Below are 18,599 nucleotides of genomic sequence, written 5' to 3'. Positions count from 1 at the left end.
TCCATGACCCCCGCACGCCGCTCTTCCCTGCCCGACCGTCCCCAGCCGGGGCTTCGTGAACGGAAGAAGATCAAGACCCGGACGGCGATCCGCGACGCGACGTACGCGCTCATCGAGGAGCAGGGCTACGACGCCACCACGATCGAGCAGATCGCCGAGCGCGCCGAGGTGTCGCCGTCCACGGTCTTCCGCTACTTCCCCACCAAGGAGGACATCGTCCTCACGGACGAGTACGACCCGATCCTGCTTCAGGAGCTGCGCAAGCGGCCGGCGGACGAGCCGTGGATGGAGTCCCTGCGGTACGTCATGAAGCTGGCCATCGGCGCCGCGACGGAAGAGGATCCCGAGGCCGTGCGGCTGCGCTCGCACCTGATGGTCCAGGTCCCCGCGGTGCGGTCGCGGATGCTGGAGAGCATGTCGGTCACCGGCCGGATGCTCGGCGACGCCATCGCCGAGCGCACCGGCCGGGCACGGGACAGCTTCGAGGTGCGGGTCTTCACGATGTCCCTCATCGGCGGCCTCGTGGAGATCACCCTGTACTGGGCCGAGAACGACTTCGAGGACGACCTCCACGACCTGCTCGACCGCGCCCTGGATGTCATCGAACACGGCCTTCCCGCGAAAAACACCTGAAACGCGGACCCCGGGCCGTGACATGCTGACCAGGTGAACGGTCCCGAGATCCACGTGGAGTTCGCCCCCGAACTCCGCCAGTTCCTGCCCAACGGCCGACGCGAGGGCGGTACCGCCCAGGTCACCACCGACGGTGTCTCGACCCTCGGCCATGTCGTCGAGTCCCTCGGCGTCCCGCTGACCGAGGTCGGCGCGCTGGTCGTGGACGGCCAAGCGGTACGGGTGTCGCACATCCCGGCGGCGGCCGAGTCCGTCTCGGTACTGCCCGTCGAGCGCCCCCAGCAGGTGCCCGGCGCTCCCCTGCGCTTCCTGCTCGACGTCCACCTCGGCACCCTCGCCCGGCGGATGCGTCTGCTCGGCGTGGACACCGACTACGAGTCGACGGACATCGGCGACCCGGCGCTCGCCGCCCGCTCGGCCGCCCAGCAGCGGGTCATGGTGAGCCGTGACCGCGGTCTGCTGCGGCGCCGCGAGCTGTGGGCCGGCGCGTATGTCTACAGCACCCGTCCCGACGACCAACTCCGCGACATCCTCGACCGGTTCCGCCCCGAGCTGCGCCCCTGGACCCGCTGCACCGCCTGCAACGGCCTGCTCAAGGAGGCCACCAAGGAGGAGGTCGCCGACCAGCTGGAGGGCGGGACACAGCGGTCGTACGACGTGTTCGCGCAGTGCACCCGGTGCAAGCGGGCGTACTGGAAGGGCGCGCACCACGAACAGCTGGTGGCCATCGTGGAGCGCGCCCTCGCCGACTACGCGAGCTGAGACTAACGCTTGCTCACATCACCCTTCCCACAGGCGATCCCGTCCCGGTTCGGGTCCAGCCGCAGCGGGTCGTCCTTGCCGTTGACCTTCAGACGGCCGTAGTCGTTCTTCTTCAGCCAGTCGCAGCGGGACTTCGTCGTCGCCTTCACGGTCGGCGGGAAGTCCGTCGGGACGCAGACGTTGACGGAGCCGTAGTGCCGGTCGCAGCCGGAGACGGTCGGGCTGACCTTCTGCGAGGTGCGCTTCTTGCCCGGGCCCGTGACCTTGCCCTTGAGGTTGTCGGCGAAGTCGTGGACATGCGCGGAGGAGTCCGTGGCGCTGAGCGCCTGCGGGCCCTCAAGGTGCACCCACTTGGCCACCGACGGCACGCCGTTGGCATCGACCGCGAAGAGCATGTACCAGCCGGGAGGGGCCAGGTTGGGGTTGCTCGTCACGTTCAGGTCGATGTTGTTGCCGTCCACCGACAGCGGCAGGTCCACGAACCGCTGGTTCGGGTCGGAGGAGTGGGTGACGGCGGCCGGGCGGATCAGCTCGGCCTTGGCGATGGGCCGGTCGACGGTGATCCGCTGGGTGTCGCCGTACGTCCACTCCGTGTCGATCACCGAAGTGATCGTCGGGCGCTCGCCCTTGAGGAGATAGGGCGGGGTGTAGATCGACACGTCGTGGTTCCAGCTGCCGTTGCCCGGGTTGTCGCCGGTGGCCATCACGCGTCCGTCGGGCAGCAGGAACGCCGAGGAGTGGTAGCCGCGCTCCTCCGGGTCGGCCGCCACCGGGTCGAAGGTGTTGGTCGCCGGGTCGTAGAGCGACGACTCGTACACCGGGTCGGCCCGGTTGTGCAGCGCGCCGCCCGTCTCCAGGACCTTGCCGTCGGGCAGCAGCACCGCGGAGACGTACATCTTGCCCTGGTTGCCGGTCTGCGGGACCTTGCCGTTCCCGAGGTCGACGGTGCCCTGCGGGAGCGGCGGTCCCGCGACATAGGACGGGTTGGGCTGCTTGAGGTCGATGACGTCGGTGAGACGGTTCGCGTTCGGGTTGGAGTCGATGTTGCCGCCGCCGATGGTGAGGACCTTCTGGTCCTGGGCCGGGGGCAGCAGCACGCTCGCGGACTGGTCGCGCTCGTCCTTGTTCTGCAGTCCGGGGACCTGCGTGACCGTGTTCGCGCCGTAGTCGTAGACCGCCGAGCCGGTGCCCGGGATGTTGTTGCCGAAGACATGGCTGCCGGAGTAGAAGAGGCGGCCGTCCTGCATCAGGATCATCGACGGGTACAGACCCCAGTACGACCAGGTCTGGTTGACCTTCCAGAGCTCCAGCCACTTCTGCTCGGCGTCCGACCACAGCTCCGCGGTGACCGAACCGGACGAGTCCTCCTTCAGACCGCCGAAGGAGATCACGTCACCGTTGCCGAGGATGGTGGCCGACGGATACCAGTGACCGTCGTTCATGTCGTTGGTCTTGCTGTAGGTCTCGGTGACCGGGTCGAAGATGTACGAGTCCTTGTAGCCCTCGTAGCCGTGCCCTCCCGGCACCGGATACGCCTTGTTGCCGCTCATCACGAGCACACGCCCGTCCTCGAGCTGGACGTGGCCGGCGCAGAACATGTCCTTGGGCGTGGGGATCTGCTTGTACGTGCCGTTCTGCGGGTCGTAGACCGCGCTGGTGAACGTGCCCGCCTCGAACATCTCCTCGCTGTTGCCGGAGCCGGCGATCAACAGCACCTTGCCGTTGTTCAGGACGACGGAGTGCATGGAGCGCACCGGGTTCTGGGTGGGCAGCACGTCCCAGCGGCCGTTCGCACACTGCTCCGCCGTGCCCGTGCACACCGGGTCGGGGACGATGTCGGCGACCTGGTCCATCGTGTAGTCGTCGGTGGTGACCGAGCCGGTGCCGTAGACGGAGACGCCCCAGGCGATCCGGTCGGTGCCGGCGGGCACCTCGGGGGTGCGGACCGTCGCCTCGGTCCAGCCGGCCGCCATCTCCAGCGTTTTGAGGTCGGTCCAGTACTGCCAGCCCGCCGTGGCGTCGTGCCGGAAGAGGGTGACCGAGGTGTCGGGGGTGGTCGACTTGTACCAGAGCCCCAGGTCGTACTGCTTGCCCGGCGTGACGACCGGCGCGCACTCGGCGGACTCGGTGATGAGCGCCTTGCGGTCGCCCTCGACGCGGCGGGTGAGTGACACCTTCATCGCCTTGGAGCCGCTGTGGGCGTCCGTCGTCGTCTCGAAGGTGAAGTCGTTGTCGCCCCAGCCGGACTTCTTCCAGCAGTAGGGCATGTCGTCGCCGCCGGCCGTCTCGAAGCCGGGGTTCTTGATGAGGTTGGCGGCGGAGGCGGACTGGGGCGAGGTGAGGAGCAGACCGGCGGTCAGGGCGCCCACCCCGACCAGTGCGGTCCTTCTTCGGTGTTTGCTGACGAGGCGCTTTGTCATGCGGCTCTCCTTGCGGTGCGGCTCCCGGGCCGCCGACCTGAACGACGGCTCGGCAGATAGACCAGCGCCTCGGTTCCGACGAAGCGCAGGACGAAGGTGACGACCAGGGCCAGTGCCGTGGCGGGCAGCACGGCCAGCCCGAACTGCCCGACGAGCAGCGCGATCAGCGGGATGCGCAGCACCAGGTCGGCGTTGGCGAGCAGCGCGAACCGGACGGTGCGGTCGGCCCAGTGCCGGTGCTGGCGCCGGTCGCGGAACAGCAGCTTCTCGATGAGCAGGAAGTTCCAGGCCACGCCGAACTGATTGGCGACGATCTCCGCGGGCAGGTAGTGCAGCCCCGCCTCGGTCATCGCCCACAGCGCGGCCAGGTTCGGCACGAACCCGGTGAGCCCGATCAGCCCGAACACCACCATCCGGGACAGCGGGTCGGCCGTACGCAGCCCGGCGAGGTGACGCAGGAAGCGCCGGCCCTCCGCCGCCGTGGACTTGGACTCCCCCGCGAACCGCTCCTGGAAGACGAACGGCACCTCGGTGACCGTGCGCGGGCGGCTGCGGACCGCCAGCTCCAGCAGGATCTTGTAGCCGAGCGGCTTGAGCGCCTCCGCGGTGATGTCGCTGCGGCGGATCGCGAAGAAACCGCTCATCGGGTCGCTGATGCCGTGCAGCCGGCGCGGGAAGAGCGACTTGGTCAGCCAGGTCGCCATCCGCGACACGGCCACCCGGTAGCTGCCCGCGAGCCCGGCCCGGCTGCCGCCCTTGATGTACCGGGAGGCGACCACGAGTCCGGCGTTCGCCCGCTCGCCCGTGGCGACCAGGTCCGGGACCAGGGACGGCGGGTGCTGGCAGTCGCCGTCCATGACGACGATCCAGTCCGAGCCTGCCGCCTTCATCCCCTCGACGACGGCGCCGCCCAGCCCGCCGACCGGTTCGTCGCGGTGGATGACGGTGACGGGGAACGGGCAGTCCTGCGCGGCCTCCTTGATGACCTGCGGGGTGTCGTCGGTGGAGTCGTCCACGAAGACGACCTCGCAGGGCAGCCGGGACGGCACCGACTCGGTGATCTGATGCAGCAACTGCCGTACGTTCGCCGACTCGTTGAAGGTCGGTACGACGATGGTGACGGCCCCCGGCTCGGCCACCTCGGCGGCCTCCACGGCCGGATCGCCCAGCTCCTCGGGGGCGGTGTATTCCTGGGTCATCGCACGCCTCCGGCGGCTGTCTGGATCTGGCGGATCTCGATGCGGTCCTCGCCGCTGCCGAAGACCGCGACCGGCTTCGAGTGCTCGATGGCCGCCTTGACGTTGGGCAGGTCGACCGCGTCGCGCCGGACCGTCGGCGAGGCGACCACGTAGTCGAGGTCCTTCCAGCCGCGCGGCATCGTCTTGGTCACGGCGGGGTCGAGGTCCGCCTTGTAGAACCAGATGACGCCGCGTCCCGGCTCGTACCCGGCGTGCACCAGGTCCAGCCACAGCGCGTCGTCGACGAGAACGCGGGTGTCCTCGGGGTCCTCCACCTCGTCGGCCAGCCACTTCGAGGCCGCCTGGTAGGGCGCGTTGGCGTCGGCGGTCACGGCGGTGCGGTCGCCGTCGTACCAGCGCGGCACGACATAGGCGCCGGCGGAGATCGCAAGCACGGCCGCGAGGGCGTACCGTCCGCCCGTCAGATACCGGTGCTCGGCATCGGACCGCCATCGCCGCAGCACGGCGTGGGCGACGGAGGCCGTTCCTCCGGCGAGGACGAGGGCCAGGAACGGCAGTGCCTGGATGACGTACATGGCGGGCAGGTAGCCGCTCGGGCGCATCGCCACCAGGGCGAGGATCGCCACCGCGAACGACGGCCCGGCCAGGGCACGGGCGGTGACCGACCAGCGCCAGGTGAACAGGAGCAGCAACGCGCCCGCGAGGCCGCCGACGATCAGGACGCGGTCGTAGTAGAGCCACGACTGCAGGACGCCCCAGGAGCCGGAACCCTGGTCGAGGATGAAGCCCGAACCGGGCCTGGTCATCTGGTACTTGATGCCGTCCCACAGCGAGACATGCCCGCTGCCCGGGAACAACTCGCCCTTCAGCAGGGCGAACAGGGGGTAGGACAGGCCGATCAGCACGCACGCGGTGACGGCGCCGGTCAGGGCGAACTTGCGGGTGTCGCGGTGGCTGTGCCGCCACATGGTGACGAGGACCGCGGGGAGGACGAAGAGCATCGTCTCCTTGGTCAGTACGGCCGTGGCGGCCGCGATCCCGGCGCCGAAGTGATGCCAGAGGTGACGGCTCGGCGAGGCGGCGAGGGCGAACGCGAGCAGCGTCCACATCACCGCGAGGTTGTCGAGGAAGATCTCCCGCTGGAGCACGACCGACAGCGGCGAGAGCCCGAACAGCACCATGCCGAGCCCGGCCGCCCAGCGCGGCAGGGACAGCCGCCGCCCCAGCACATAGACGAGGACCGCGCTGATCGCGCTGATGACGAGCATCGCGGCGCGCATGGTGCCGACGGTCATCGACTCGGGGCTGAGCGCGGCCGGTATCCAGGTCAGCAGCGCGAGCTGGATCCAGCCGAGGGGCGGGTGGTCGTACCAGTACGTGTAGTGGGCGAGACCCCGTCCCTCCTGGACGGACCAGGCCTGGGCGAGGTAGGTGCCCTCGTCGTCGCTGAGGGTGGGGTAGTCGGCGATGTTCCAGCCCTGTACGACGAGGATCGCGACGAGGAGTACGCCGCACAGGATGAGGTCGGGCCGGGACGAACGGAGCCGTACCGGCGGGGTCGTTCGACCGGTCGGACGCGCGATGGGCGCAGGTTGGCGCTGCGCGGGGACCTTCGGAGTGGTCACCGCGGGAAGTGTGGAGGTCACGCGGGGACGTCCTCTCGGAGGTCTCGGGTCACTTCGGCGTCGGCGAGATGCGCGCCTACGTGGGTGGTCAGCTCCCAGTCGTTCTGGCCGCGCTGCTCACGCCATACGGCGCGGAGGGCGGCTCCGGCGAGGAGCACCTGGTAGAAGGGGCCGCCCACGATCAGCTTCACGTAGTGGCCGAAGCGGACGCGAAGCCCGTACTGCTTGCCGAAGTCGTGCAGTCCGACGACCTCGAAGACGAAGGTGACGAGCGCGGTGACGGCCGGCAGGAAGGTGATGAAGGCGACGCTCACCGGCACGTCGAGGAAGAGCGCGATGGCCACGTTCAGCGGAATGATCAGGCCGGTGAATGCCTGAAGGAACGGTGTGGTGAGCGTGTAGCGGGCGAGCAACCGCTGCCCGAACGTGGGCAGTTGCTTCCAGTCCTTCTTCCGGTACACCTGAAGGAAGCCCTGGTTCCAGCGGGTGCGCTGCTTGAGCAGCGACATGAGGCTGCCGGGCGTCTCCTCCTTGGTCACCATGTCGGAGTCGTAGGCGACGACGACCTTCTTGCCGACGCTGGACAGCCGTACGCCCAGGTCGCAGTCCTCGGCGAGACAGTTGGGGTCCCAGCCGTCGGCTTCCCTGAGTACATCCGTCCGTACGAAGACGGTGTTGCCGCCCAGCGGGATGAACCCCTTCTGCGCGTGCAGATGCAGCCGGGAACGGAACCAGAAGAAGTACTCCAGGCAGTTGCGCAGGCTGTACCAGCTGGAGTGGAAATTGATCAGCTGGACCCCGCCCTGGACCACGTGCGCGCCGGTGGTGCGGAAGGCATGGTCCACATGCGCGAGCAGCTCGGGATGGACCTGGTCCTCGGCGTCGAAGACCCCTACGACATCGCCGCGGCAGTGCGGCAGCGCCGTGTTCATGGCCTTCGGCTTGTTCTTCTTCTCGTGGGTGTCGACGACGACGCGGACGCGCGGGTCACGTGCCGCGGCCTTCTCGGCCACCTCCGTGGTCTCCGGGTCGTCGTGCCCGACGATGACGATGATCTCGAAGTCGGTGTGTGTGGACTCCAGCAGTCGCTGGATGGTGTGGTCCAGCACGGCTTGCTCGTGCCGGGCCGGCAACAGCAGCGAGAACGACACATGCTCGCCGCCGTCCGGTCTGCTGAACCGGGTGGAAGCGAGCACCTCGGGCGTACGCCACGCGTGCATCTGCCACCACAAGGTGAAAGCCGCCATCCAGAACAAGGCCAGCGAGACGACGGCTATGAAGACAGACGTCAGCAACAGATCCCCCCAGATCCCCAATGCCCCCTGTCGCGACGGTGAGTCACACCAGTCGCGTCACTGTGGAGAGATTAGGGGGGAACTGTGAAGCGTGAGGGCTGTTCCGATAAATAGCTTGTTTCGGAACGGTGCGGCGGAAAGCGCGAACTATCCGAACACACACCCAATTTGGGCACACGAAATGACGCCCTCCGCTTCCGTTTCGCCTCGTCAGCTCCGCAGAGCCGCCTGCAGTCGCTCCGGATCGGTCGTCGGGGCGTCACATGTGAAGTTACGGCAGACGTACGCGGCCGGTTCACCGCCGACGAGAGGCCGGTCGGCGAGGAGCGGAAGTTCGTCACTGTCCGCAGTCCCCACCGCCACGACCGCTCCGGGGGCCGTGCCCAGAAGTGCCGTACGGTGCAAGGCCTTTGTCGCCTTGTCGTCGGGGCCCGCTCCGACGATCGCGATCTCGCGCGGCCCGTCGAGGTTGGCCTCGGCGACCGCCAGACCCCAGCCGATGAAGCGGGGGACGCGCGGGCCGAGGGCCTTGACGACACCCAGCGCCCGTTCGGCGGCGGTGCGATGGGGTTCGGAACCGGTCTGCGCGGCGTAGCTCAGCAGGGCGCCGGCCGCCGCGGTCCAGCCGGAGGGGGCGGCGTTGTCGGTGGGGTCCTGCGGCCGGCGGATCAGCCGCTCGGCGTCGGCGGCGGTGTCGTAGAGGGCACCGGACTCCTCGTCGACGAAGCGGGCGAGCACGTGATCGAGCAGGAACCCGGCGAAGTCCAGCCAGACGCCCTCGCCGGTGACGGAGGCGAGCGCCAGGAAGCCCTCGGCGACATCGGCGTAGTCCTCCAGCACGCCCGCGTTGGCGCCGAGCCGGCCGTCCTTGCTGGTACGGGCGATCCGGGCGTGGTCGTCGAGATGCAACCGGACGAGGAGATCGGCGGCGCCGAGCGCGGCGTCCACCAGGTCGGGGCGGTCGAAGTACGCGCCGGTCTCGGCGAGGGCGGCGACGGCCAGGCCGTTCCAGGCGGCGACGACCTTGTCGTCACGGCCGGGGGCGGGGCGGGTGGCGCGCTCCCCGAGGAGGCGCTCCCGGATCGAGGCGATCTTCTCGGCGTCGAACAGCCCGTCCTGCTGCGGGAGCTGGAGAACGGAGGCCCCTTGCTCGAAGGTCCCCTCCTCGGTGACGCCGAAGTAACGGGCGGCGAGCTCGGCGTCGTCGTCACCGAGGACTTCGCGCAGCTGCTGCGGGGTCCAGACGTAGTACACGCCCTCGACGTGCTTGCCGGTCCCGTCGTCACTGTCGGCGTCCAGCGCGGAGGCGAAGCCGCCCTCGGGGGTGCGTAGTTCGTTCACCATGAAGTCGGCGGTCTCCAGCGCGACCCGCCGGGCCGACTCCGAGCCGGTGGCGCGCCAGAGGTGGGCGTAGGCGCGGCAGAGCAGGGCGTTGTCATACAGCATCTTCTCGAAGTGCGGCACGGTCCACTCCCGGTCGACGGAGTACCGCGCGAAGCCGCCGCCGAGCTGGTCGTAGATGCCGCCCCGCGCCATCCGCTCACAGGTGTCCTGCGCCATCTGCAGAGCACCCTCGGCCCCGGTCCGCGCATGGTGCCGCAGCAGGAACTCGATGACCATGGACGGCGGGAACTTGGGCGCCCCTCCGAACCCACCCCGCTGCGCGTCGTACTCCCGGGTGAGCCCGAGCAGCGCCTGCGCCAGCTCCTGCTCACCGGGCGCCTCGGGCCCGCCGTAGGAGATCTCCCGCCCGGCGAGATCCCGCACGATCTTCCCCGCCACATCGGCGACCTCGTCCCGCCGATCGGTCCAGGCACTGCGCACACCCTCCAGCACCTGCCGGAAGGACGGCATGCCCTGGCGGGGGGCGGGCGGGAAGTAGGTGCCGAAGTAGAAGGGCTCGGCGTCCGCGGTGAGGAAGACGGTCATGGGCCAGCCGCCCTGGCCGGTGGCCGCCTGGACGGCTTCCATGTAGACGGCGTCCACGTCGGGGCGTTCTTCGCGGTCGACCTTGATGTTGACGAAATGCTCGTTCATGTAGGCAGCGACTGCTTCGTCCTCGAAGCTTTCGCGAGCCAGGACATGACACCAATGACAGCTGGAATACCCGACGCTCAGGTGTACGGGAACCCCTCGCCGCCGTGCCTCCGCGAAGGCCCCTTCCGACCAAGGCCACCAGTCGACGGGGTTGTCGGCGTGCTGAAGGAGATACGGCGAGGTCTCATGGGCCAGTCGGTTCGGCATACTCCCATCCTGCCTGACCGGGGTGCTCCGACAGTGGTTCCACCCGCGAGTGATCCCAGGAAGCGGCTCCCTTCGTCCCGGGGCGGACGATGCAGCGCGTGATGACGGACGCGACGACCTGCCTCTTCTCGTCGAGCCCCATCTCCCCGGACCTCCACCGGTCCCACACGAGCTGTGACGGCCCCGCCACTCCTCGATGCTCGGAGAAGACCAGCCGTTCAAGAGCCTCGTCAGCCAGCGGCCCGCTGATGCTGCATCGACCACAGTTTCGGCACGTGTAGACGTACGGGCTCTTCTTGCTCCTCCCTTTCTGGGCGCACAGCGCACCGCGGCACATCGAGCCGTCGCGTCGTTGTGCCCCACAGCGAAGAAAGCCGGTAGCCAGGTGGCGGGGGGCCGTCCGCTTCTGCCCCGTCCGTCCGGGAGCGCCACTTCCCCTGTGGAGATACAGGCTCCCGGGCGAGAAAGTGGCGCACACCGCGCGCCACTGATCCGGCATCACCAAGGGTTCCCACTGCCCCCGCACGGGCTGCCCCGTCTCCGGGATCAACAGCAACTCGCCTCGGTTGGCCCGATAGCCGCAGACCCTCGGCGCGGTGATGATCTGCGTGACGGTCTGCGCGCTGGGTCTGCCGCCACGGGTGCCCGTGATCCCGAGATCACACCAGTCCGCCGCGATGGCCCCCGCTTTCCCCGCGATGCGGTCGCTGATCGCCTGCACAGCGAGCTGCGCCTCTTCGGGATGCAGTGTGATCCTGTCCGCCCGCCAGCCGAAGGGCCTCGGCCCGCTGTGCGGTACACCTTCGGCGGCACGCGCCCAGTGCCAGTCCGCCACCCGTCGGCTCCTGGCTCGTGATTCCGTCGCCGCCGCGTCCAGTGATCGCACCGCCTGCAAGAGCCCCTCCTGCGAGTACGGATTCCGAATACCCCGCGGATCGACGTGGATGCGCCCTGGCCGACTGGTCAACGCGGCGAAGAACCGGGCCAGATCCTCCGGGCGGCGATACAGCCGGTCGTCCGCGACACAGACGACACCTTCCATCCGCTGCCCGCTGTCGGTATGCCCAAGCGCCAGGTCCGCGACCAACCGGTCGAATCCAGGCCGTGCCACACCCGCCTTGGATGCGCTGCGACCGTTGTCGCTGTACGCGGCGATGACGATGCAACCCTGTTCATGAGCGGTCCGCTCGTTGATCCGCAACTGATAGCGCACACCGTGCCCATCACGCTGCCGGGAGTCCTCCGACGTACGCGCGTAGGACACAACCGGAATCAATCCACTCGAGTCTCGTGCGGCATGGTGGCTCACAACGCCCCCCGTAATCGACAATTCGCTCGACACTCACAGAAACGAGCGATCCACTCTCGAGGTCACGGAACCCGGTTCGATGATCGTCGCCCCTCTCGCGCTCAGGCCTCCCCCGAAGGACACTCATAGGCAAAGGAGTTGCCGCCGGAGGGGGACGTGACATGCGGGACAGCCATCGGACTGAGGCCGAGCGGCTGTTGGCTCGGGCCGTGGAGGAGGAGGTGCGGCGTTCGGGTGGTCGCATCGACGGGCAGGTGCTGTTGTCGCGGGCGCGCGGCGCGCTGGATGCCATGGCGCAGGCGGCGGCCGAGGAGTACGAGGCGTATACGCGGGCGTTGGACGAGGCGGACGCCGGTCGGCTGACGTTCGGGCAGCGGTTCGCCCGCGAGGGCGGTGCCACGCCGCTGATGGTCGCCGGCGTCGCCGCACTCGCGGCCGTCGTGTCCGACCTGGCGCTCGGCACCGGCGCGACCACCGCGGTGGGCGCGGGCGTCACCGTGGGCGTCGTCGGCGCGGCGGCCACCGTCGTGAAGGTGGCCGGCACGCATCTGCCCGCCGCGCACCACCGCGCGGGCGCCGTCGGCCAGCCCGGCGGCCCGGAACAGCTGCGTCTGCAGTGGCTGACGGCGCTGGAGGTACGTGGTATCCGCCCCTTCCTCGACCAGCAGCGCGTACTGAGCGCGTCCACCGGCCCGAAGAAGACGTCGCCCCGGCTGCGGGGCGCCGACAAGAGCGCCGCGGCCCGTGGGCGGAGTGTGCTGGAGCAGTCGTTCGGTCAACTCCCCGAGCCGATGGGCCCGTTCGCCGGCCGTCGGCAGGAGATGGGCCGTATCCGGCAGTGGGTGCAGGCGGCCCGGGCGAGTACGGAGACCAAGCCGACGGTGGTCGTCCTGCACGGCGCGCCCGGCAGCGGCCGTACGGCACTGGCGATCCGCGCGGCGCACGATCTGAAGGACCAGTTCCGCGGGGCGTGCGTGGTGGACCTGCGCGGCGACACCACCGAGGAGCCGCCGCTGTCGACGCGAGACGCGCTGCTGCATCTGCTGAACCGTTTGGGCGCCCCGCGCGAGCAACTCCTGTTCCGTGAGCGCTCGTCGGCGGACCAGCAGGTCAAGCGGCTGAGCGAGCTCTACCACCAGCACCTCACCGGCCTGCCGGTCACGGTCGTACTGGACGACGCCTTGGACGCCCAGCAGGTCCGCACCCTCGTCCCCGAGCGCTCCGACAGCCTGGTCCTGGTCACCGCCCGCGAGCCCCTCGAGCTGCCGGCGGAGCTGGCCGCCTGGGTGCACCAGCTGCCGGTGGAGGCACTGGACTCGGCGGGCGCGGAGGAGCTGCTGACCGCGGCGGCGCAGGATTCCTCGGGGCCCTACGACGCCGAATCCGCGGACGAGATAAGGGAGTTGTGCGGAGGGCTGCCGCTGGCGCTGCGCATCGCGGGCTCTTCACTGGGCCCGCGTTCACCGCGCACGCTGGCGACCGATCTGGGTGCGTACGGTCCGGTGGAGCCGATCGAGCGGGTGCTGTGGCTGCGCTACACGGACCAGTCGGACACGGCGCGGCGGCTGCTGCGCCGGCTGGCCCTCGCGGGCCGGGCGTCGCTGGGCGCCGCGGCGGCGGCCTCGCTGCTGGCCACGGACGAGGCGGAGGCGACCCGTCATCTGGTGGCGTTGTCCGAGGCGGGCCTGGTCGACCACGTGCGCGGCAACCGTTACCGCCTGCACGACCTGGTCCGCGGCTTCGCCCAGGCCCGCCTTCTCGACGAGGAGGAGCCCGCGGAGCGTACGGCGGCGCAGGAGCGGCTGATCGTGAACTACGCCGATCTCGCCGAATCGGTCCTGCGCCTGGTCGACGGCAATATGTCGACCCGCTCGGACCGCTTCAGTCCGCACGGCTTCACCTCGCTGGACGACGCGCTGCGCTGGCTGGACGACGAGTCGAGCTTCATCACGGCGGCACTGCGGCACGCGGAGGACGCGAACCAGGCGGCGGTGCTGAACCTGCTGGGCGCCCTGTGCGACTACTGCCTGCTGCGCGGCGACCTCTACCGGCTGGGCGAGATCAGCGAGCTGGCGCAGGCGGTCGACAAGGGGCTGCTGGTCCGCTCCGTGCAGTGGCGCACCGGCATCGCGGCCCGTCAGCTGGGCGAGCTGGACAAGGCCCGCACGACTCTGACCTCGGTGGTCGAGCTCTATATGGAGGCCCAGCACGACGCGGGCGCGGCCCGTGCCCTGTGTTCCCTCGGCATCACGCTGCATCATCAGGGCAACCTGACGGAGGCGGCGACGAAGCTCCGCGAGGCCCTGGATCTGCAGTCGGCGCCCCAGCTGGCGACGGACCGTGCCTGGACCATGCACGCGCTGGCGGCGGTGGAACGGGACCGGGGCCGGATCGCCGAGTCCCTGGACCTGCTGACCGAGTCCCTGTCGCTGCACCGGGCCGGTGAGTCGATCCACGGCGAGGCCTGGGCCCATTTCCAGCTGGGCCAGCTCGGGCTGCGGATGGGCGATGTGCCGCGGGCGGAGACGGAGCTGCGGACGGCCCTGGAGCTGTACGGCCGTACCCGCGACGCCCGTGGCGAGGCGTGGGCCATGACCCAGCTGTCCCGGGCCCGTCTGGTCGCCGGTGATCCCTCCCCGGCGGTGGACGGTCTGCGCCAGGCGGCCGCCCGTCATCGCGACAACGAGGACGCGCGCGGCGAGGCCTGGTCGCTCTACTACCTGGGCCAGTCCTTGGAGGAGACGGGCAATCTGGATCTCGCGGTACGGGAGCTGGAGCGGTCGCGGACGATGTTCTCCCGTATGCGTGACGTGTACGGGCTGGCGTGCGCCCGGCACCACTCGGCGCGGGTGACGCGCGACCAGCGGGCGGCCCAGACGGGATCCCTGCGCAACTCCGGTTTCGCGCGCCAGCTCCTGGTGGACGCCCGTGCCGACTTCCAGCGCATCGGTGTCGCGCACGGCGAGGCGTGGACGTGCCTGGAGCTGGTGGTGGTGGACGCCGGGAACACGCGTACCCAGCAGGCGCTGACGCTGTGCGACGACGCGGTCGCTCTGTTCGCCTCCTACGGCGACCGGCGCGGCGAGGACTGGGCCCGCTTCCTGCGCGGCACCCTGCTGCCGTACGCCGCTCCCGGCGGCGTGGAGGTCGGCACGGCGGTGGCCCAGGAGGAACTGGCCCAGCTGTCCCGCACCGGCCATCCGCTTCGGGACGCGAAGCTGGACGACTACGTAGAGGCGTACCTGCTGTTGCTGGAACGGGGCGTGAACCTGGAAGCCGGATGGCAGGCTTGGCGGTTGGGGATGGTGCCGAACCGGCATGCGCGGGAAGTCATGGGCGTGTCGATCGCGGCTTCGCCTCGGTGAGCGGGTCCGGTTTTCGGCGCGGAGCGTGCGAGGTGCGGCGCGAAGCGCGTGCGGCGGGGGGACCGAGATGAATGGACCTGGGTCAGGACGGGGTCGGACCGCGCCATGGAACCGGCGGCGACGCCGATCGACCGTGCTGCGCAAGATACTGCTCACCGCGTCGGCGATGGCGGGCGGTTTCTTCCTGACGGTCGTCCTGGCCCAGGACGCGAGCCGGGCGTGGGCGTGGACGGCGTCCGCCGCCATCGGCGGCGCGGCACTGGTCGTGCAGTACCTGGTGGACTTCGGCAAGCGGTTGGAGCAGGTCGAACAGCGCCCCGCCGAAGTCCTCACGGCGACGGAGCTGTTCCGCGCGGCCCACCCCTTGCCGGTCCGCTCCGACGAAATGTCCCGGCTGGTCCTCGGGTACACGAGGATCCGTGAACGGGGCGGCGACCTCGCGCAGGCCTTCGCCGGGAGGCGGCTGGCCCGGCTGGCCGATCTGCTGGTGAGCCTCGGCAGTGGGAGCGCGCAGCGGCCGGGCGAGGACCATGAGTGGCTGATCTCCCTCACCGAGTGCGCCAGGATGACCGTCGACGCCGTCACCACCGTGGCGGACCGGGACTTCTGGTTCGGCGGGCCCGGGGACCGGTATCTCGCCGCCCAGGAGAGGGCCGTCAAGAGACGGGGCGTGGAGATCCGGCGCCTGTTCGTCGTGCGGCATCCGGACGAGGTCACACCCGAGCTCAGAGCACTCTGCGAGACACACCTTCGGTGTGGCATATCAGTGCGCATCGCGGTGCGCTCACAGCTGCCGTCGATGCCCCGGGTGAGAGACCTGGTCATCTTCGACGGGGCACTGTGCCTGGAGACCGAGTGGGGTCCGTGGTCCCAACCGGCCGGCACCTGGCTGAAGGCCGAGTCGGCGCATGTCGAGGACCGCGCCGCCGAGTTCCACGAGCTGTGGGTGATGGCGGAGCGGCCCCAGCTCATGAGTCCCATCAGGTCCTTCCCCGAAGAGCTCGCCCCCGATGCCTGCCGGCTTCTGCTGGTCCTCATGGACGACAACCCGGCCTCGGGGATTCCCGCGGAAATCGAGCTTCGGGTGCAGCCGGGTCCGCTGCACCGGTGGTCGGAGCCGGGGGCCGCCCGTCCCCACCTCGTCGCCACGGCGACCCCGCTCACCCAGGCGCTGATCGAGCCGGTCAGCGTCGAGCTCCGGCCTCCCCAGTGGGGGGACGCCGGCGCGGGCCAGGTCCTCTTCACCCCCGAGCGGTCCGGAACGCACCGGATCGCCGTCACCGTCCACGACGCGGCGACCGGCACCGTCCTCCAGCGGGTCAAGACCACGGTCCACGTCACCGACGGGCCGGCCGGAGACGCGCCGGCCACCCCCGTCGCCCTGTACGCGGAGGTGGGGTGACCGCATGCCCCGCGCCCTCGACGCACACGTCGTCCGGAACCCGAGCCACGACTTCACCCGCAACCCCCCTCCCACCGCGAGACATCCGGACGTGGTCGTCGCCTTCGACCAGTACGGCGGAGACCGGCTCCGCGTCCGCGTGTACGGGCCCCAGGTGCCGCCCGGGCGGTACGGCGAGGTCCTGGCGATCCTGGACGTGCGGCCCGAGAAGGTACAGCGGCTCGGCCTGAACCTGCGCCGGCGCTGGCAGGCCGAGTTCGTCTCCGCCCGGCCGTGGACGCCGGACGGGGTACCGGACCCGGGGCGCCCCGACCACCCGTACGCCACGCAGGTCGACCTCACCGGCAAGGATGAGGAACTGCGCCCGGTGCTGGACGAGTTGGCCACGCAGGGCGCCCATCTCCTGTTCGACGTGCTCCTCGCCGATTTCAACCTGCGCGCCTTATGGGTACGCCAGGTGCTGATCGAGGTACTCGGCCGTGAGGACCTGCGCGTCCGCTTCGACTCGGACGTGCTGTTCCTGCCGTGGCCGCTGCTGTGCCTGCCGCGGGACCCGGCCGCGGGCAGTGACCTCGATGCCCTCTTCCTGCGCTTCCTCGGGCACCGCCACCAGATCGAGCAGACGGGCGGGTACTACCCCGAACTCCCCGACCCCCAGGAGCCCATGCTCCCCCTCGCCTCGCCGTCCGTGAGCCTGAACCACGACACCGGAGTCGACGCCGCGGGGCGGACCAAGGCCGCCGAGGTCGCGGCCGTACTGCGCACGGACACCACGTTCGTGGAACGCCGCACCCGTCAGGACCTGCTGGACGACATCGTGGCGGGGAAACTGGACGAGCAGTTCATGTACTTCTGGTGCCACGGGCGGTTCCGGAGCGCGGAAACCGAAGCTCCGCTCCTCGTGGTGCAGTTGAGCGACGGACGCGACATCGACGCGCACACGCTGCTGGCCCGCCAGGGCGCCGCCGACGGCACCCTGCTCCGCCGCAACCCGCTCGTGCTGCTCAATGCCTGCTACGCCGGAATCCCGGGCGACGCCGGACTGGCGTATCTGGGCGGGGCGCTCATCCAGGCCGGTGCCGCCGGAGTGCTGGGACCGCAGATAGAGATGCCCCAGCTCTTCGCGGCCGAGTACGCGTTGCTGTACGTGACCCGCTACCTGTCCGGCAAGGAAACCGCGGGGACGATCGCCCACGACCTGGCGCGGCACTTCGCCAGAGTCCATCGCAATCCACTGGGCCTCGCCTACGCCCTGCACTGCGGGATGGACAATCGCCTGGAGCGGGAACTGTGACCCTGACGGTGATCGATCTGGACCCCACCGGCTGGCTCGTGGAGGAGACGCCGACGGGAGCGCGCCCCGTGCCCGCCCACCGGCTCACCACCCACTTCGTCGAACGGCTGTCCCCACCCGCCTGGGCGACCGACCTGCTGGTCTACGTGCACGGCTGGCAGACCTCGCCCGACTCGGCGCTAGCCACGACCCGGCGGCTGCTGGACCTGACCACAGCCCAGCACGAGCGACGACCGGCCCTGTATCCCGGCCTGCGGCCCTGGCGGCCCTGGACCGTGCTGATCCGCTGGCCGTCACGTTCCCTGCCGTCCCTCGGCGGCTACCGCCGGATCCGTGACCGCGCACACGCCATGAGTACGCGGGGCCACGCCGCCCGCGTCATCGGCGGCCTGCTCGGCTACCTGGACGGCCGGCGCCCCGATCCGGCGGCCCCGCCCGTGCTCGCCAACCGGGAAGGCCAGTACCTCCACCTGGTCGGCCACTCCTTCGGCTGTCGCCTCCTGTGCGAGGCGGTGCAGTGGGCGGCGGGCGAGGAGCCGGCCACCTTGGGGTGGAGCACGCCGCAGCCGCATGGGCGGCCCTTCACCGTGGACTCGATGCTGCTGTTGCAGATGGCGGCCCCGCGCGACGCCTTCGCCACGAGCTTCACCAGCCTCCCCGAGGCGCCCCTGCGCGGACCGGTCGTCGCGACTTACTCCCAGCACGACAGGGCCACCGGCTTCTGGCATCTACGGGCGGAGCGGCGGGCCGGCATCGGGTACGCGGGCATAGGGACCGCACCCGAGCCGGTTTCGTCGATCCGGATGCTGCCGCCCGACGAGCGGTATCCGCTCCGCGCCCTCGACCACCCGTTCGTCAGCGTCGATGCCGGTGAGGTCTTCGTCCGGGGCTTCGGCCCCGCCGGCGCGCACTCGGACCATCTGCGGCCGGAGTCCGCGCATCTGCTGCTGTCCCTGGCCGACCACTCCCGGTGACGGAGCGGACGGACGGTGGAGCATGACTTCATGACACCAACACGGTGTCATGAAGTCATGGCGCCGACGCACCGCGA

General features: G+C 70.1%; 12 protein-coding genes. 6 read left to right on the top strand and 6 right to left on the bottom strand.

Features of this window, described 5'->3' with window-relative positions; genetic code table 11:
* Positions 1 to 3 precede the first annotated feature (3 nt).
* Together ACFQ6S_RS31845 and ACFQ6S_RS31840 are read left to right on the top strand one after the other, a co-directional pair.
* Entirely contained in the window at positions 4 to 633 is a 630-nt protein-coding gene (locus ACFQ6S_RS31845; protein ID WP_383417439.1) for a TetR/AcrR family transcriptional regulator, read from the top strand.
* Positions 634 to 666: 33 nt separating this feature from the next.
* The gene (locus ACFQ6S_RS31840; protein ID WP_383417437.1) at positions 667 to 1,395 is read left to right on the top strand and encodes a Mut7-C RNAse domain-containing protein; all 729 of its coding nucleotides are present in this window, start codon (positions 667 to 669) and stop codon (positions 1,393 to 1,395) included.
* Between the two features lie 2 nt (positions 1,396 to 1,397).
* On the opposite strand, the gene ACFQ6S_RS31835 is transcribed toward ACFQ6S_RS31840, so the two are convergent.
* From ACFQ6S_RS31835 to ACFQ6S_RS31810, 6 genes are all read right to left on the bottom strand, one after another.
* Positions 1,398 to 3,815 carry a galactose oxidase-like domain-containing protein gene (locus ACFQ6S_RS31835; protein ID WP_383417435.1) on the bottom strand — a complete coding sequence of 806 codons (2,418 nt, stop codon included), beginning with the start codon at positions 3,813 to 3,815 and terminating at the stop codon, positions 1,398 to 1,400.
* Positions 3,812 to 5,014: a glycosyltransferase gene (locus tag ACFQ6S_RS31830; RefSeq protein ID WP_383417433.1), complete on the bottom strand. Its 1,203-nt coding sequence runs from the start codon at positions 5,012 to 5,014 to the stop codon at positions 3,812 to 3,814. Before ACFQ6S_RS31830 ends, ACFQ6S_RS31835 begins: the two co-directional genes overlap by 4 nt.
* Positions 5,011 to 6,660, bottom strand: coding sequence for an ArnT family glycosyltransferase (locus tag ACFQ6S_RS31825; protein WP_383417431.1), 1,650 nt, complete (start codon positions 6,658 to 6,660; stop codon positions 5,011 to 5,013). The genes ACFQ6S_RS31830 and ACFQ6S_RS31825 overlap by 4 nt, the downstream gene beginning before the upstream one ends.
* Positions 6,657 to 7,934 (bottom strand): glycosyltransferase, encoded by a 1,278-nt coding sequence (locus ACFQ6S_RS31820; protein WP_383417428.1) that lies wholly within the window; start codon positions 7,932 to 7,934, stop codon positions 6,657 to 6,659. The genes ACFQ6S_RS31825 and ACFQ6S_RS31820 overlap by 4 nt, the downstream gene beginning before the upstream one ends.
* A 210-nt stretch (positions 7,935 to 8,144) precedes the next feature.
* On the bottom strand, positions 8,145 to 10,178 hold the full coding sequence (locus ACFQ6S_RS31815) for a thioredoxin domain-containing protein (protein ID WP_383417426.1): 2,034 nt from the start codon (positions 10,176 to 10,178) through the stop codon (positions 8,145 to 8,147).
* On the bottom strand, positions 10,156 to 11,442 hold the full coding sequence (locus ACFQ6S_RS31810; protein WP_383417424.1) for a recombinase family protein: 1,287 nt from the start codon (positions 11,440 to 11,442) through the stop codon (positions 10,156 to 10,158). The genes ACFQ6S_RS31815 and ACFQ6S_RS31810 overlap by 23 nt, the downstream gene beginning before the upstream one ends.
* Before the next feature lie 206 nt (positions 11,443 to 11,648).
* Between ACFQ6S_RS31810 and ACFQ6S_RS31805 the strand changes: the two genes are divergently transcribed.
* The 4 genes from ACFQ6S_RS31805 (at position 11,649) to ACFQ6S_RS31790 (ending at position 18,522) form a co-directional block, all read left to right on the top strand.
* The gene (locus ACFQ6S_RS31805; RefSeq protein ID WP_383417422.1) at positions 11,649 to 14,852 is read left to right on the top strand and encodes a tetratricopeptide repeat protein; all 3,204 of its coding nucleotides are present in this window, start codon (positions 11,649 to 11,651) and stop codon (positions 14,850 to 14,852) included.
* A gap of 133 nt (positions 14,853 to 14,985) precedes the next feature.
* The gene (locus ACFQ6S_RS31800) at positions 14,986 to 16,254 is read left to right on the top strand and encodes a DUF6879 family protein (protein ID WP_383417419.1); all 1,269 of its coding nucleotides are present in this window, start codon (positions 14,986 to 14,988) and stop codon (positions 16,252 to 16,254) included.
* Positions 16,255 to 16,258: 4 nt separating this feature from the next.
* Positions 16,259 to 17,548 (top strand): CHAT domain-containing protein, encoded by a 1,290-nt coding sequence (locus ACFQ6S_RS31795; protein ID WP_383417416.1) that lies wholly within the window; start codon positions 16,259 to 16,261, stop codon positions 17,546 to 17,548.
* A complete protein-coding gene (locus ACFQ6S_RS31790; RefSeq protein WP_383417413.1) occupies positions 17,545 to 18,522 on the top strand; it encodes a hypothetical protein in 978 nt (325 codons plus the stop codon). The genes ACFQ6S_RS31795 and ACFQ6S_RS31790 overlap by 4 nt, the downstream gene beginning before the upstream one ends.
* Positions 18,523 to 18,599 lie beyond the last annotated feature (77 nt).

The organism is Streptomyces sp. NPDC056479 (genome assembly GCF_042795335.1).
GTDB lineage: Bacteria > Actinomycetota > Actinomycetes > Streptomycetales > Streptomycetaceae > Streptomyces.
The sequence above is the reverse complement of the archived record's forward strand: the minus strand, read 5'-3'. Positions and strand labels throughout refer to the sequence as shown.

Bases quoted from the DNA above. Each gene is read 5' to 3' on its own strand.
- ACFQ6S_RS31845 (WP_383417439.1), top strand. From the start codon at position 4: ATGACCCCCGCACGCCGCTCTTCCCTGCCCGACCGTCCCCAGCCGGGG.
- ACFQ6S_RS31835 (WP_383417435.1), bottom strand. From the start codon at position 3,815: ATGACAAAGCGCCTCGTCAGCAAACACCGAAGAAGGACCGCACTGGTC.
- ACFQ6S_RS31830 (WP_383417433.1), bottom strand. From the start codon at position 5,014: ATGACCCAGGAATACACCGCCCCCGAGGAGCTGGGCGATCCGGCCGTG.
- ACFQ6S_RS31815 (WP_383417426.1), bottom strand. From the start codon at position 10,178: ATGCCGAACCGACTGGCCCATGAGACCTCGCCGTATCTCCTTCAGCAC.
- ACFQ6S_RS31805 (WP_383417422.1), top strand. From the start codon at position 11,649: ATGCGGGACAGCCATCGGACTGAGGCCGAGCGGCTGTTGGCTCGGGCC.
- ACFQ6S_RS31795 (WP_383417416.1), top strand. From the start codon at position 16,259: ATGCCCCGCGCCCTCGACGCACACGTCGTCCGGAACCCGAGCCACGAC.